We start from the raw sequence: 13,707 nt of genomic DNA on the forward strand, positions 1-13,707 counted from the left end.
TCCGTATGCCGCTCGACCAGACGCCCGTTCCGCCAGCCACCACCGTCCCGCACGCCGGTTCGACCCCCGAGGACCCGGCCGACGGCTCGGGCGCGGCGGGCCGGCCCCTCGGCGCGTCGCCGCTGGGCGGACGGACCGCCGGCTGGAACGTCCGGGTCGCCGGTCCGTGGGTGCACCGCGACCTGGCCGCGAACGGCGCCCGGTTCCACATCGCGGAGCAGGGTGACGGCCCGTTGGTGCTGCTGGTGCACGGCTGGCCGCAGTACTGGTGGACCTGGCGGCACCAGATGGCGGCCCTGGCCGAGGCCGGGTTCCGCGCGGTGGCGCTGGACCTGCGCGGCATGGGCGGCAGCGACCGCACCCCGCGCGGCTACGACCCGACCAACCTGGCGCTCGACATCACCGGTGTGATCCGCTCGCTCGGCGAGCACAGCGCCCACCTGGTCGGCCACGACACCGGCGGAGCGCTCTCCTGGGTCGCCGCGGTGATGCGGCCCTCGGTGATCCAGAGCCTGACCGTGGTCTCGGCCGCGCACCCGCGGCACCTGCGCCGGGCCCTGCTGCGCGACCGCCGGCAGATGGCCGCCTTCGACCACGTGCTGGCCTTCCAGCGTCCCTGGATACCGGAGCGCCGGCTGGTCGCGGACGACGCCGCGCAGGTCGGGGACTTCCTCGCGGCCTGGACCGGCCCGAACACGCTCTCCGCGGAGGCGGTCGAGAACTACCGCAAGGCGATCCAGATCCCGAGCACCGCGCACTGCTCGATCGAGCCGTACCGCTGGCTGGTCCGGTCGATGGCCCGCCCGGACGGCCTGCAGTTCGCCCGCCGGATGAAGAAGCCGGTCACCGCGCCCACCCTGCACGTCCAGGGCGCGGCCGACCCGGTGCTGCTCGCGCAGACGGCGCTCGGCGCGGGCGAGTACGTCTCCGCCCCGTACCGGTGGCGGCTGCTGCCCGGGGTGGGCCACTTCCCGCACGAGGAGGTGCCGGAGGAGTTCAGTGCCGAGCTGGTCTCCTGGGTCCGCGAGCACAAGCGGTAGGGCCGATTGGGCGCGTCCCCGGGCCGGACGCATATCGGCCCCACTCGGGCGATATGACGAGATGTTCGCATGCCGGGGGCATAGGCCGATTCGCCCGAACGAACGGGGTTACCCCCACCGGCCTACGGGCATCCATTCCTTATGACCTGGATGCCCGATCGAACCGCCGCACCTCGCGGGCGACGTGTCAGCCGCAGCCCGCAGAACGCCGCCTACCCGACCTCGGCCGCCCTGCCCGCCTGGCCGCACGAGGCCGACCACCCGGCCGTCGAGCCGCATCCGCTGGGCATCCCCCGCATCCTCGGCCGACGCGCCCGCTGGTTCGGCGCCCGGTTGCGCCGCGAGGCCTGAGCTCCGCGCCGCAGCGCGGGGCTCAGGCCTCGCTCCCGATCGTCCGACCCGACGCCGGGTCAGCTGACGAACGCCGTGCCGACCGTGCTGAAGGCGAGGAACGCCACGGTCGCCACCGTCATCAGCGGGACCAGCACCTTGGTCTCCATGTCGTTGCCGCTGCGCTTGATCAGCACGATCTCGTAGCGCTGCTTGTGCGGCCACAGCCAGGGCGCACCCATCTTGGTCAGGCTGTCGCCGAGCAGGTGCGCCAGCGTGCCCAGGGCCACCGCGTACGGCAGCCAGCCCGGCGCGTTGGGCATCCACCGGTCCAGCACGAAGGTGCCCAGCACCGACAGGCCGAGGACGCTCAGCCAGGTGGTGTGACCCTCGCCCGGCACGTGTATCCGCAGCGCCTTGACCGCCAGCGCGAGCAGGAAGAACGTCATCCCCAGGGTGAACGGCCGGCCCAGGTAGGTGACGCCGGCCCAGGTGCCGCCGCCCATCAGGGCGACGAAGAGCAGCGAGTGGGTGGCGTGCCGGTGGCCGCCGGAGATCCAGGCCACGAAGCGGCAGAGCATCTTGGAGACCGGGCCGAGGAAGTTGGCGATGGTCCCGTCGTGGTGGTCCAGGTCGGGCAGCAGCGCGGCACCGGCGCAGAGCGCGGTACCGAGCAGTATGTCGGCCGGCTTGAGTTGGGTGTGCAGCACCAGCTGCGGCAGGAACGACGCGGTGCCCGCGTACAGCATCGCGCCGCTGACCGCGTGCGAGTGACCCATCATGGCCGAGAACTCCTTCTGACTGACGTGGTGTCGGCTGTCCGGCCGGCCGGGCTCGCGGCACGGCCCGGACTGGGCCGAACGGGTGAGCGCCGCCGACGCTACCAGGAGGAGCTGACGGTCCGACGGATCTGCGGGCGGACACACTGAGGCGGCGTCAGCCGGAGCCGACGCCGCCTCGAAGGAGGGGAGGGCCAGGTCAGAGGGCGCAGCCCTGGGTGTCGGCCTGGGTGCTGTCGGTGGCGCCGGCCAGCGCGTCCGCCTTCACCTCGGCGGCGGTCAGCACGTAGCCGGTGTCGGCGCTGTCCAGCGACTTGGCGAAGACCACGCCGTACACCTGCCCGTCGGTGGTGAGCAGCGGGCCGCCGCTGTTGCCCTGGCGGACCAGCGCCCGGATCGAGTAGACGTCCCGGACCACCTGGCCGCGGTGGTAGATGTCCGGACCGTTGGCCTGGATCTCGCCGCGGATGCGGGCCGGCTGCACGTCGAACGGGCCGTTCTCCGGGAAGCCGGCCACGATCGCGTCGTCGTTGGTCTTGGCCTCGCCCGCGAAGCTCAGCGGCGGGGCGTCGAGCTTGGGCACCTCGAGGATCGCGATGTCGCGCTGCCAGTCGTAGCGGACCACGGTGGCGTCGTAGAGCGGGCCGGTGCCGCCGATCTGCACGGTCGGCTCGTCCACCCCGCCCACCACGTGCGCGTTGGTCATCACCCGGTGCGGGGCGAAGACGAACCCGCTGCCCTCCAGGGTCTTGCCGCAGGAGGGGGCGGTGCCGACCACCTTGACCAGGCTCTGCCGGGCCCGGGCCAGCGCGGGGTTGCCCGCCAGCGCCGGGTCGGGTGCCTGGACGTCGGTAATGGGTTCGTGCTCGAAGGGGTTGAAGACCTGCGGGAACCCGTTCTGCGAGAGCACCTTGCTGAAGTCGGAGAACCAGTTGGGCGCGTCCGCCGGCAGCGCCTCCTGGACCCCGCCGAGCACCTTGGAGGTGCGCACCTGCTTGGAGACCGTGGGCATCGAGGTGCCGGCCAGCGCCGAGCCGATCAGCCAGGCGACCAGCAGCATCGACAGCACGTTCACCACCGAGCCGCCGAGCGCGTCGATCACCTTGGCCGGACCGCGCTCGCCGATCCGGCCGCGCAGCTTCCAGCCGAGCTGGGTGGTGGCGGCCTGGCCGACCGCGGCGAAGACGATCACCACCACCACGGCGACCACCGAGGCCGTGGTGCCCGGGCTGAGGTGGCTGAGCAGCAACGGCAGCAGCTGCACCGCGACCAGCCCGCCGCCGAGGAAGCCCAGCACGGAGAGGATGCCCACCACGAAGCCCTGCCGGTACCCGGACACGGCGAACCCGAGCGCGGCGGCTAGCAGCAGCAGATCGAGCACGTTCACCCGGCCACCCTCCCATGGAATTATTAGCGCGCGGCAGCGGACCCGGCCGGGGGCCTCACACCAGGTCGAGCAGGCGCGAGCCGTCCCAGGGGAGCTCCAGCCCGCTGTGGTGCAGCAACCGGTCGATCACCCCGGCCGTGAAACCCCACACCACGTACCCGCCGACCGCGAAGGCCGGGCCGGTGAACCCGGACGGATGCCGGTAGCGGCCGCGGTTGCCCGGGTCGGCGAGCTCGGTCAGCGGCACCCGGAAGACGTCGCCGGTCTCTCCCGGATCCACCGGCGCCACCGGGCTCTCCTCGCGCCACCAGCCCAGCACCGGGGTCACCACGAAGTCGCTGACCGGGATGTAGAGCGCGGGCAGCGTCGCGAAGACCTGCACGCCGTGCGGGTCCAGCCCGGTCTCCTCGGCCGCCTCGCGCAGCGCGGCCGCCACCGGGCCGTCGCCGAGCGGGTCGCCGTCCACCGCGTCCAGCGAGCCGCCGGGGAAGGAGACCTGGCCCGGGTGCGAGCGCAGTTCCGCGGAGCGCCGGGTGAGCAGCAGGTCGGGGCCGCCCGGGCCGTCGCCGAAGAGCAGCAGCACGGCGGAGTGCCGGCCGCCCTCGGCCGGCGGCAGGAAGCGGCTCAGTTGCTCCGGGCGGACCGTCTCGGCCGCCCGGCGCACCGGCAGCAGCCACTCGGGCAGGCCGTCGCGGACGATCGTGGTCGGCGCGCTGCTGGTCACTCGGCCACCTCGCCTTCGGCGCCGCCGGCGGCCGGGCTCCCGGCGGCGGGCTGCGCGGCCCGGCCCGGGTAGTCGCCCGGCGGACGCAGGCGCTGGCCCGGCTGCCCGCCCATCTCGTACTTGAGCAGCTTGGCCGCCGCCTCCGGGTCGGTCTCCCCGGCGCCGTAGGAAGGGCAGAGCGAGGCCACCGGGCAGGCCCCGCAGGCCGGCTTGCGGGCGTGGCAGATCCGCCGGCCGTGGAAGACCACCCGGTGCGAGAGCATCGTCCACTCCGACTTCGGGAAGATCTCGGCGACCGCGGCCTCCACCGCCACCGGGTCCTCCTCCGTGGTCCAGCCGAACCGCCTGGCCAGCCGCCCGAAGTGGGTGTCCACGGTGATCCCCGGCACCCCGTAGGCGTTGCCGAGCACCACGTTGGCGGTCTTCCGGCCGACGCCGGGCAGCGTGACCATCTCCTCCAGGGTGCGCGGCACCGCGCCGTCGAACCGGTCGCGCAGCGCGATCGAGAGCCCGATCAGCGCCTTGGCCTTGTTCCGGAAGAAGCCGGTCGGCCGGATGACCTCCTCCAGCTCGTCCGGCACCGCCGCCGCCAGGTCGGCGGGGGTCGGGTACTTCGCGAAGAGCACCGGAGTGGTCTGGTTCACCCGCAGGTCGGTGGTCTGGGCCGACAGCACGGTGGCCACCAGCAGCTGGAACGGCGTCTCGAAGTCCAGCTCGGGGTGCGCGTACGGATACGTCTCCGCCAGGACGCGGTTGATCTTCCGTGCCCGGCGCACCATCGCCAGCTGCGACTCCGGCTTGCGTGGCTTCGCCTGGGGCGCCGCCGCCTTTCCGACCTTGCTCTCTGCCATGCAGGAAGGCTACGCCGAACCCTCGGGGCCCGAGGCCGGTTCGGCTCGGACCGTGCTGCCTCCCGCGCGGGACGGCGCCGGTCGAGCCGCCACCTGCACGCCGGAGCTCCGCCACCGCTGAGCACCGCGTCCGGCGGGCCGGAAAACCGGTGCCGCGCCGACGCCCGGCTCGGCATACTTGCGCAGGTCAGTCGGGATGGAAGGGAACGGGGGTGGCGCGATGAAGTTGGCCGAGGCACTGGCGCAGCGCGCGGACGCGACGCGCCGGGTGGAGCAGCTGCGGTCGCGGATCGTGGGCAGCGCCCGGTACCAGGAGGGCGAGGAGCCGGCCGAGAACGCCGTCGAGCTGCTGGCCGAGACCGATGCGGTGATCGCCGGGCTGGAGTCGCTGGTCCGTCGGATCAACCGCACCAACGCGAGCGCCACGGTGGGCGGCGCACGGACGCTGACCGACGCGCTGGCCCGCCGGGACGCGCTGCGGCTGCAGCACTCGGTGGTCAGCACGGCGGCCGACGCGGCCGCGGGGCGCGACCAGCGCGGCGCGGTCCGGCAGCTGCGCTCGGAGCTGAAGATGTTCGCGGCGCTGCCGGTGGCGGCGCTGCGGACCCGGGCGGACGAGCTGGCCCGCGAGATCCGCGAGATCGACGTGGCGATCCAGCGCACCAACTGGGAGGTCGACCTGCTGGACTGACCGGCAGGACGGAGGTGGCGCAGGTAGTCGTCACGGAGGCGTGCACAACCGTGGGTCGGCGGTATATCCGACTCCTTCTTGGCGCGCGGCGGGCAGCGCGGGGGTTCGACTCCCCTCTTCACCGAAGAGCCCCGCACCGCGTACAAGTGACGGTGCACAGCACACAGCTCATCACCACGTGCAGATCCGCGGCGACGAGGGCGGGCACGGGGCGGCCACCTCGGAGCGGCCCGGCGACAGGCGACTGTCACCGGGCCGCTCTCATGCTTCCTGGGTGACCTTGACCCGGCCGAGCACCGAGTAGGAGCGGACCCTGACCACCGGGCCGCCGGGCTCACCGGCCACCCCGGCGCTGCGGCCGCCGAGCAGCGAGAAGCCGCTGACCTCGACCGTGGTCCCGGCCGGGACGGTCAGGTCGACCCCGCCGAGCACCGAGAAGGCGTCCACCTCGGCCGAGGCGCCCTCGGGGTAGACCAGTTCGGCACCGCCGACCAGCGCCGCCTTCACCAGGTGGGTCGGGCCGGCCGGCAGGCTCGCCTCGGTGTGGTCGAGCTTGGCGCCGCCGACCGCGGCGACGTGCACCGTGCGCTCCCGGGCCGCGAAGGCCCCCTGGTGCTTGAGGCCGCCCAGCAGGCCGACGCTCCACTCGGTGCGGCGGGCCCGGGACGCGGTGTTCTTCGTGATCTCCATGCCGACGACAGTACGGAACCGCCCTGAGGGGGCGTCAGTGTCGCCGGGCACGGGGTCGACGTGACAGCTGTCATGCCGGCCCCTGCCGCCCGGCACCGCCGTATGCCCCGGGGGTCCGGCCGGCCTCGGGCGAGGCGCAGCGCGGGCTGCCACCGGCCCGACAGCGGCCGGCGGACGGCCGGTCCGCGGCGCCCGAGGCCGTGACCGGCGGATGACCGATCAGTAACCAATGCGTACGGATGGCCCTGTACCGACCTCCACAGCGCACCCCCTCCTCATATGATCGGAGCGACATGCGCCATGCTTGGTGATGAAGAGCACTGTTTCGCCGCCCTCGACGGGGCCGAAGACCTCGACATCGTCGGAGCGTGGCGGAGCACCACACGCGAGCCGCCCGAAGGCCCCACGGCGGGCGGCCGAGAAGGAGGAAGCACGTGGACGACGTTCTGCGGCGCGCCGCGCTCTTCGCGGCGCTGGACGACGAACAGGCCGGCGAGCTGCGCGCTTCCATGACCGAGGTGACCCTCGCCCGCGGCGAGTCGCTGTTCCACGAGGGCGACCCGGGCGACCGGCTCTACGTGGTCGCCGAGGGCAAGGTGAAGCTGCACCGGGCCTCGCCGGACGGCCGCGAGAACATGCTTGCGGTGCTCGGCCCCAGCGAGATGATCGGCGAGCTCTCGCTCTTCGACCCGGGCCCGCGCACCGCCACCGCCAGCGCGCTGACCGAGGTCAAGCTGCTCGGCCTCGGCCACGGCGACCTGCAGCCCTGGCTGCACGCCCGCCCCGAGGTGTCGATCGCGCTGCTGCGCGCCATCGCCCGCCGGCTGCGTCGGACCAACGACGTGATGAGCGACCTGGTCTTCTCGGACGTGCCGGGCCGGGTGGCCAAGGCGCTGCTGGACCTCTCCCGCCGCTTCGGCGTGCAGTCGGAGGAGGGCATCCACGTCGCCCACGACCTGACCCAGGAGGAGCTGGCCCAGCTGGTCGGCGCCTCGCGCGAGACCGTCAACAAGGCGCTGGCCGACTTCGCCGGCCGCGGCTGGCTGAAGCTGGAGGCCCGCGCGGTGGTGCTGCTGGACGTCGAGCGGCTCTCCCGCCGGTCCCGCTGACCCGGACGGCCGACCGACACCGGGCAGCAGCGGCTGCCACCGGACCCTTCCCGAGGACCACGGGCTCAGATGAGCCCGTGGTCCTCGAGGTACTGCAGCTGGGCCCGGACCGAGAGCTCGGCGGCCGGCCAGAGCGCCCGGTCCACGTCGGCGTAGACCCGGGCCACCACCTGCTCCGCGCTCCGGCAGCCGGCCTCCACCGCCGTCTCCACCTGGGCCAGCCGGGCCGCCCGGTGGGCCAGGTAGTACTCCACCGTGCCGAGCGCGTCGGCCAGCACCGGGCCGTGGCCGGGCAGCACGGTGCGCACCCCGTGCTCAGCGGCCAGCGCGCGCAGCCGGCGCAGCGAGTCCAGGTAGTCGCCGAGCACCCCGTCCGGGTGCGCCACCATGGTGGTGCCACGGCCGAGCACGGTGTCGCCGGTGAGGATCGCGCCGTCCGCCGGCAGGTGGAAGCTGAGCGAGTCCGAGGTGTGCCCCGGGGTGGCCACCACCCGCAGCTCCAGGCCGCCGACCTCGACCACCTGGCCGCCGTGCAGCCCCTCCTCGCCCAGCCGCAGCGCCGGGTCCAGCGCCCGCACCGAGGTGCCGGTCAGCTCGGCGAACCGGGCGGCGCCCTCCGCGTGGTCGTGGTGACCGTGGGTGAGCAGGGTGAGCCCGATCCGCTGACCGCGCGCCTCGGCGGCGGCGATCACCGCGCGCAGGTGGCCCTCGTCCAGCGGCCCTGGGTCGACCACCACGGCCAGCTCGGAGCCGGGCTCGGCGAGCAGCCAGGTGTTGGTGCCGTCCAGGGTCATCGGGGACGGGTTGGGGGCGAGCACGCAGAACGCACGCTCGCTCGCGGCGCCGCCGACGGTAGCGGCGGGGTCACCGGGGAGCGGACCGGTCACGGGGAAGTCCTCGGGCCTCGGGGCCGGGGGCGGCCTGGACGGGTGCCGGCCGCGGGGCGGCCGGCACGGGGATCGGGTGGGTCAGCCCCGCAGCACCCGGGGGAACGCGCGCAGCGGCAGCTCGCGGGTCAGGGCACGGCGGCCGGCGACGGGCGGCGCGGCGTCGTCGAGGGTCAGCGAGCGGGTCAGCGGCCTGGCCGCCAGGGCGCGGGGGACGAGCACACGAGCCACGTCATTGTGGGTCATCGGCTGGGAGTCCTTCCTCGGGATAGTCACCGTCGATGGTCAGCTCCTCATACCCTGACCAGCGAATAGTCATACGATCACCCATCACCTCGGCCTGGCCAAGCACCGGGGTCAGGGTGCGCCGCTCGGCCAGCTCCAGTGCCTGCCGGGCGGAGCGGGCCGGCAGCAGCTCGCGGAGCACCGAGACGGTGGGCGGCAGCATCCCGTAGCGGCCCTCGGCGTGGCCGCGGACCGCCTCGGCCGGGGTCAGCCAGGCCACCCGGTCCGCCTCGCCCACCTCGCGCGCGGCCCGCTGCCCGGGCGGCAGCGCGGCGACGAAGAACCAGGTGTCGTAGCGCCGCTCCTCGAAGGCCGGGGTGATCCAGCGGGCCCAGCCGGCCAGCAGGTCGGTGCGGAGCACCAGCCCGTGCTCGCGGCAGAAGTCGGCGAAGGAGAGTTGGTGCGCCTCCAGCGCGGCCCGCTCGGCGCTCCAGTCGCGCTCGGGGGCGATGGTCCGCTCGTCGGGGCCGGCCAGCAGCACGCCGGCCTCCTCGAAGGTCTCGCGGAGCGCCGCGCAGACCACCGCCTGGGCAGTGGCCCGGTCGGTGCCGAGCCGCGCCGCCCACGCGTCCGGCCCCGGGCCGGCCCAGGCGGGCGGCTGCTCGGCGTCGCGCGGGTCGACGCCGCCGCCCGGGTAGGCGTACATGCCGCCGGCGAAGGCCATCGAGCTCTTCCGGCGCAGCAGGTAGGCCTGCGGGCCCGACGGCTCGACCGCCGCGGCGTCCGGGCCGGTGACCGGGCCCGCGGCGGGCGCGGGACCGCCCGGCAGGGGACCGCGCAGCACGGGATCGCGCAGCAGCACCACGGTGGCGGCCTGCCTGGGGGTGACCGGGGTCAGCCGGCCGGCCGCCAGCGCCCGGATCCGGGCGGGCCAGCCGGGCGGCATCGGGTTCGCGGTGGCGGGCGGAGTGGGGAGGTTCGCTGCCATGCCCGGATGCTATGCACCCGGGCCCGGCGCTGAGAAGGCCCCGCGATCACCGGCCGGCGATCGACGGGGCCCTGCGGGGTGCGGCTCAGCCGCGGACCCTGACCTGCACCTCGACCTCGACCGGCGCGTCCAGCGGCAGCACCGCCACGCCGACCGCGCTGCGGGCGTGCACGCCCGCGTCGCCGAAGACCTTGCCGAGCAGCTCGCTGGCGCCGTTGATGACCCCGGGCTGGCCGGTGAAGTCGGCGGCGGAGGCGACGAAGCCGACCACCTTGACCACCTGCTCGACCTGGTCCAGGTCACCGATCACGGACTTCACCGCGGCCAGCGCGTTGAGCGCGCAGATCTGCGCCAGCTCCTTGGCCTGCTCGGCGGTGACCTCGGCGCCCACCTTGCCGGTGTGCTCCAGCTTGCCCTGCACCATCGGCAGCTGGCCGGAGGTGAAGACGAACTCACCGGTGCGCAGCGCCGGCACGTAGGCGGCGACCGGCGCGGCGACTGCCGGCAGGGTCAGCCCCAGCTCGGCCAGCCGGCTCTCGACCTGCCCCATCAGTTCTTCTCCCGCTTGAGGTAGGCCACCAGCTGCTCGGGGTTGTTCGGCCCGGGCACGACCTGGACCAGCTCCCAGCCGTCCTCGCCCCAGGTGTCCAGGATCTGCTTGGTGGCGTGCACGAGAAGCGGCACGGTTACGTATTCCCACTTGGTCATGGGGCTGACTCTAGACCGTCCGCGCCCGCCCCCGTCCGAGGCTGGACGACGGCGGCCGGCGCCGCCGGGCGGCGGGCCGGCCGCGGGGTGCCGGCGATGTGAAGTGGGGCACAAAGCGGGCCGCTGGACCGCCCGGCAGCCGAATGCTCCCGGCATCGGGGACGGAGCCTGGTTACCCTCGCGGGGAGGGCCCATCGGAGGGGGACATGGAGGGAGACGGAGCGTGCCAAGGACCCAGCAGCCCCCCGCGGCCGCGGCACCGGCGGACGCCGTGGAGCCCGCCGGACCGGACTGGGAGGGCGTGCGCCTGCACGTGGTGAGCGGCAAGGGCGGCACCGGGAAGACCACGCTGGCCGCGGCGCTCGCGTTGGCGCTGGCCGCCGAGGGCCGGCGCACGCTGCTGATCGAGGTGGAGGGCCGGCAGGGGATCGCCGAGCTCTTCGGGCTCGCCGCGCTGCCCTACGAGGAGCGGAAGATCGCCACCGTCTCCCCCGCCCGGCTCGGGCGGCCCGGGCGGGGCACCGGTGAGGTGTTCGCCCTGGCGATCGACACCGAGCAGGCGCTGCTCGAGTACCTCGAGATGTTCTACAAGCTCGGTCGAGCCGGGAAGGCGCTGCAGAAGGTCGGCTTCGTCGACTTCGCCACCACCATCGCCCCGGGCGTGCGGGACGTGCTGCTGACCGGCAAGGCCTGCGAGGCGACCCGGCGCAAGGGCCCGGACGGCCGGCTGGTCTACGACGCGGTGGTGATGGACGCGCCGCCCACCGGGCGGCTCACCCGGTTCCTGAACGTCAACTCCGAGGTGGCCGGGCTGGCCAGGTTCGGCCCGATACACACTCAGGCCCAGGCCGTGATGGGGGTGCTGAAGTCGCCGCAGACCGCGGTGCACCTGGTCACCCTGCTGGAGGAGATGCCGGTGCAGGAGACCGTGGACGGCTTCGCCGAGCTGCGCGAGGCGGGGCTGCCGGCGGGCGGGGTGCTGGTCAACATGGTGCGCCCGCCGGTGCTGGACGCCGCGGCGGTCGAGGCGGCGCACGGCGACCACCGCGAGGAGGTGGCGCGGGCCCTGGTGGAGGCCGGGCTCGGCGGGCGCTCGCGCACCGCGGCCACCCGGCGGGCGGCGGTGGAGCCGCTGCTCGACCCGCTGCTGGCCCAGGCGCGGGAGCACGCCGAGCGGGTCTCGCTGGAGCACGGGCAGCGGGAGGACCTGGGCACGCTGGGGCTGCCGACCTACGAGCTGCCGCTGCTGGGCGGGGGCGTGGACCTCGGCGGGCTGTACCGGCTGGCCGGCGAGCTGAAGCGGCAGGGGGCGGCATGAGCGGCCGGAACACCAACGGCAACGGCGGCGGCAGCGGCGGTCATGGCGGCGGCAGCAACGGCGGCCCGGCCGGCGGCGGTGCGGGCGCCCCGGTCGCCGGAGTGCTGGACGTCGACCGGCTGATCGACGACCCGGAGACCCGGATCGTGGTCTGCTGCGGCTCCGGCGGGGTCGGCAAGACCACCACCGCCGCGGCGATCGGCCTGCGGGCCGCCGAGCGCGGCCGGCGCACCGTGGTGCTGACCATCGACCCGGCCCGGCGGCTGGCCCAGTCGATGGGCCTGACCGAGCTGGACAACACGCCGCGCCCGGTCAAGGGCGCGGCCGGGCCGGACGGCCCCGGCGAGCTGCACGCCATGATGCTCGACATGAAGCGGACCTTCGACGAGGTCGTGCTGGCCCACGCCGACCCCGAGCGGGCCCGGGCGATCCTGGAGAACCCCTTCTACCAGTCGCTCTCGGCCGGCTTCGCCGGCACCCAGGAGTACATGGCGATGGAGAAGCTCGGGCAGCTCCAGGCCACCGGGGAGTGGGACCTGATCGTGGTCGACACCCCGCCCTCGCGCTCCGCGCTGGACTTCCTGGACGCACCGGGCCGGCTCGGCTCGTTCCTGGACGGGAAGATCATCCGGATCCTGATGACCCCGGCCAAGGTCGGCGGGCGCAGCGCCATGAAGTTCCTCAACGTCGGGATGGGCCTGCTCACCGGCACCCTGGGCAAGATCTTCGGCGCCCAGCTGCTGACCGACCTGCAGACCTTCGTGGCTGCGATGGACTCGATGTTCGGCGGCTTCCGGGAGCGGGCCGAGGGGACCTACCAGCTGCTCAAGGCGCGCGGCACGGCCTTCCTGGTGGTCGCCGCGCCGGAGCGGGACGCGCTGCGCGAGGCGGCGTACTTCGTCGACCGGCTGGCCGCCGACCAGATGCCGCTGGCCGGGCTGGTGCTCAACCGGGTGCACACCACCGGGGCACCGCAGCTCACCGCGGAGCGGGCGCAGGCCGCGGCCCAGGCCCTGGAGGAGAACGGCACGGACCACGCGGCCGGGCAGGCGGAGGCGGAACGGCTGGCGGCCGGACTGCTGCGGCTGCACGCCGAACGGGTGGCGGTGATGGGGCGGGAGCAGCGGACCAGGGACCGGTTCGTCTCGGTCTACCCCGATGTGCCCCTGGTGGAGGTGCCCGCGCTGGCGGGTGACGTCCACGACCTGGACGGGCTGCGCCTGATCGGGCGACAGCTCGCGGGCGAGCCGTCCGACGGCTCCGACCGACCCTCGCGGGTCGAGCAGGCCTGACCGACCCGCGAGGCATCGCGCCGGGCAGGCCCGCGGCGCGATGCCTCCTGGTCAGCCGGCCTGCGCGTAGTCCGAGAGGATGACGCCGGTGGCCAGCGACTCCTCGTACTCCATCCGCGCTGTCTCCAGCAGCCGGCGCCAGGAGATCACCGTCGGACGGCGGCGCAGCAGTGCCCTGCGCTCCCGCTCGGTCATCCCTCCCCAGACACCGAACTCCACCCGGTTGTCCAGCGCATCCGCCAGGCACTCGGTGCGCACCGGACACCCGCTGCACACGGCCTTGGCCCGGTTCTGCGCCGCCCCCTGGACGAACAGCTCGTCCGGATCGCTCGTGCGACAGGCAGCCTGCGCACTCCAGTCATCTACCCAGCCCATCCCGGCGCCGTCCTCTCCCGACATCGAGGCTCCCCCCACGGCGGTAACGGCATATTCACCGCTGCCAGTTGAGGACGTTACGGAAGATTGGCGGAGCGCAACAGCCCCTTGGGGTCCAATCTCGAATGACCCGATCGGACTATGGGTGCCGGTCACATCACTCGTTGGAGTGATCGCAGGTCGCGGGGCTTGCGCCCGTCCCGATCGTCCGCTTTGACGCGGCTTTGGTAACGCAGAGCCATCACAGCCCCCTCGAGTCTCACGCGAGGAGGCGTCGACAGACGGGGCCAGCTACCGCATAACCCGCCATACC

17 protein-coding genes are annotated in these 13,707 nt (G+C 74.1%); 6 read left to right on the plus strand and 11 right to left on the minus strand.

Annotation, left to right across the window (positions count from 1 at the left end):
- Nucleotides 1–5 precede the first annotated feature (5 nt).
- Nucleotides 6–1,040, plus strand: a complete 1,035-nt coding sequence (locus ACQRUO_RS15340) for an alpha/beta fold hydrolase (RefSeq protein ID WP_428316449.1) — start codon at nucleotides 6–8, stop codon at nucleotides 1,038–1,040.
- A 150-nt stretch (nucleotides 1,041–1,190) separates the two neighbouring features.
- Nucleotides 1,191–1,391: a hypothetical protein gene (locus ACQRUO_RS15345; RefSeq protein ID WP_428316450.1), complete on the plus strand. Its 201-nt coding sequence runs from the start codon at nucleotides 1,191–1,193 to the stop codon at nucleotides 1,389–1,391.
- Between the two features lie 59 nt (nucleotides 1,392–1,450).
- Here the strand turns inward: ACQRUO_RS15345 and ACQRUO_RS15350 are convergent, their stop codons facing one another.
- The 4 genes from ACQRUO_RS15350 to nth all read right to left on the minus strand — a co-directional run bounded on the left by ACQRUO_RS15350 (nucleotide 1,451) and on the right by nth (nucleotide 5,111).
- Nucleotides 1,451–2,152 (minus strand): metal-dependent hydrolase, encoded by a 702-nt coding sequence (locus ACQRUO_RS15350; RefSeq protein ID WP_428316451.1) that lies wholly within the window; start codon nucleotides 2,150–2,152, stop codon nucleotides 1,451–1,453.
- 196 nt (nucleotides 2,153–2,348) lie between these two features.
- Nucleotides 2,349–3,536 carry a MarP family serine protease gene (locus tag ACQRUO_RS15355; protein WP_428316452.1) on the minus strand — a complete coding sequence of 396 codons (1,188 nt, stop codon included), beginning with the start codon at nucleotides 3,534–3,536 and terminating at the stop codon, nucleotides 2,349–2,351.
- Between the two features lie 55 nt (nucleotides 3,537–3,591).
- Entirely contained in the window at nucleotides 3,592–4,260 is a 669-nt protein-coding gene (locus tag ACQRUO_RS15360) for an NUDIX hydrolase (protein WP_428316453.1), read from the minus strand.
- Nucleotides 4,257–5,111, minus strand: coding sequence for an endonuclease III (nth, locus tag ACQRUO_RS15365; protein ID WP_428316454.1), 855 nt, complete (start codon nucleotides 5,109–5,111; stop codon nucleotides 4,257–4,259). The genes ACQRUO_RS15360 and nth overlap by 4 nt, the downstream gene beginning before the upstream one ends.
- Before the next feature lie 220 nt (nucleotides 5,112–5,331).
- Between nth and ACQRUO_RS15370 the strand changes: the two genes are divergently transcribed.
- Nucleotides 5,332–5,802 (plus strand): DIP1984 family protein, encoded by a 471-nt coding sequence (locus ACQRUO_RS15370; RefSeq protein ID WP_428316455.1) that lies wholly within the window; start codon nucleotides 5,332–5,334, stop codon nucleotides 5,800–5,802.
- 261 nt (nucleotides 5,803–6,063) lie between these two features.
- Here the strand turns inward: ACQRUO_RS15370 and ACQRUO_RS15375 are convergent, their stop codons facing one another.
- Nucleotides 6,064–6,492, minus strand: coding sequence for a hypothetical protein (locus ACQRUO_RS15375; protein ID WP_428316456.1), 429 nt, complete (start codon nucleotides 6,490–6,492; stop codon nucleotides 6,064–6,066).
- 434 nt (nucleotides 6,493–6,926) lie between these two features.
- Between ACQRUO_RS15375 and ACQRUO_RS15380 the strand changes: the two genes are divergently transcribed.
- Nucleotides 6,927–7,601, plus strand: a complete 675-nt coding sequence (locus tag ACQRUO_RS15380) for a Crp/Fnr family transcriptional regulator (RefSeq protein ID WP_030288117.1) — start codon at nucleotides 6,927–6,929, stop codon at nucleotides 7,599–7,601.
- 65 nt (nucleotides 7,602–7,666) lie between these two features.
- On the opposite strand, the gene ACQRUO_RS15385 is transcribed toward ACQRUO_RS15380, so the two are convergent.
- The 5 genes from ACQRUO_RS15385 to ACQRUO_RS15405 form a co-directional block, all read right to left on the minus strand.
- A complete protein-coding gene (locus ACQRUO_RS15385; protein ID WP_428316457.1) occupies nucleotides 7,667–8,488 on the minus strand; it encodes an MBL fold metallo-hydrolase in 822 nt (273 codons plus the stop codon).
- An 81-nt stretch (nucleotides 8,489–8,569) separates the two neighbouring features.
- Nucleotides 8,570–8,734 (minus strand): hypothetical protein, encoded by a 165-nt coding sequence (locus tag ACQRUO_RS15390; RefSeq protein WP_428316458.1) that lies wholly within the window; start codon nucleotides 8,732–8,734, stop codon nucleotides 8,570–8,572.
- Nucleotides 8,721–9,701 (minus strand): NUDIX hydrolase, encoded by a 981-nt coding sequence (locus tag ACQRUO_RS15395; protein WP_428316459.1) that lies wholly within the window; start codon nucleotides 9,699–9,701, stop codon nucleotides 8,721–8,723. Before ACQRUO_RS15395 ends, ACQRUO_RS15390 begins: the two co-directional genes overlap by 14 nt.
- Before the next feature lie 85 nt (nucleotides 9,702–9,786).
- Entirely contained in the window at nucleotides 9,787–10,251 is a 465-nt protein-coding gene (locus tag ACQRUO_RS15400) for a RidA family protein (protein ID WP_428316460.1), read from the minus strand.
- Nucleotides 10,251–10,409, minus strand: coding sequence for a DUF4177 domain-containing protein (locus ACQRUO_RS15405; protein WP_100889483.1), 159 nt, complete (start codon nucleotides 10,407–10,409; stop codon nucleotides 10,251–10,253). The genes ACQRUO_RS15400 and ACQRUO_RS15405 overlap by 1 nt, the downstream gene beginning before the upstream one ends.
- Nucleotides 10,410–10,710: 301 nt before the next feature.
- Between ACQRUO_RS15405 and ACQRUO_RS15410 the strand changes: the two genes are divergently transcribed.
- Nucleotides 10,711–11,727 carry an ArsA-related P-loop ATPase gene (locus ACQRUO_RS15410; RefSeq protein WP_428316475.1) on the plus strand — a complete coding sequence of 339 codons (1,017 nt, stop codon included), beginning with the start codon at nucleotides 10,711–10,713 and terminating at the stop codon, nucleotides 11,725–11,727.
- Complete coding sequence (locus ACQRUO_RS15415; RefSeq protein WP_428316461.1) at nucleotides 11,724–13,019, plus strand: ArsA family ATPase; 1,296 nt, start codon at nucleotides 11,724–11,726, stop codon at nucleotides 13,017–13,019. Before ACQRUO_RS15410 ends, ACQRUO_RS15415 begins: the two co-directional genes overlap by 4 nt.
- Nucleotides 13,020–13,070: 51 nt before the next feature.
- Here the strand turns inward: ACQRUO_RS15415 and ACQRUO_RS15420 are convergent, their stop codons facing one another.
- Nucleotides 13,071–13,394 (minus strand): WhiB family transcriptional regulator, encoded by a 324-nt coding sequence (locus ACQRUO_RS15420; protein WP_428316476.1) that lies wholly within the window; start codon nucleotides 13,392–13,394, stop codon nucleotides 13,071–13,073.
- Nucleotides 13,395–13,707 lie beyond the last annotated feature (313 nt).

The sequence above is a fragment of the Kitasatospora sp. LaBMicrA B282 genome (genome assembly GCF_050325825.1).
Lineage (GTDB): Bacteria > Actinomycetota > Actinomycetes > Streptomycetales > Streptomycetaceae > Kitasatospora.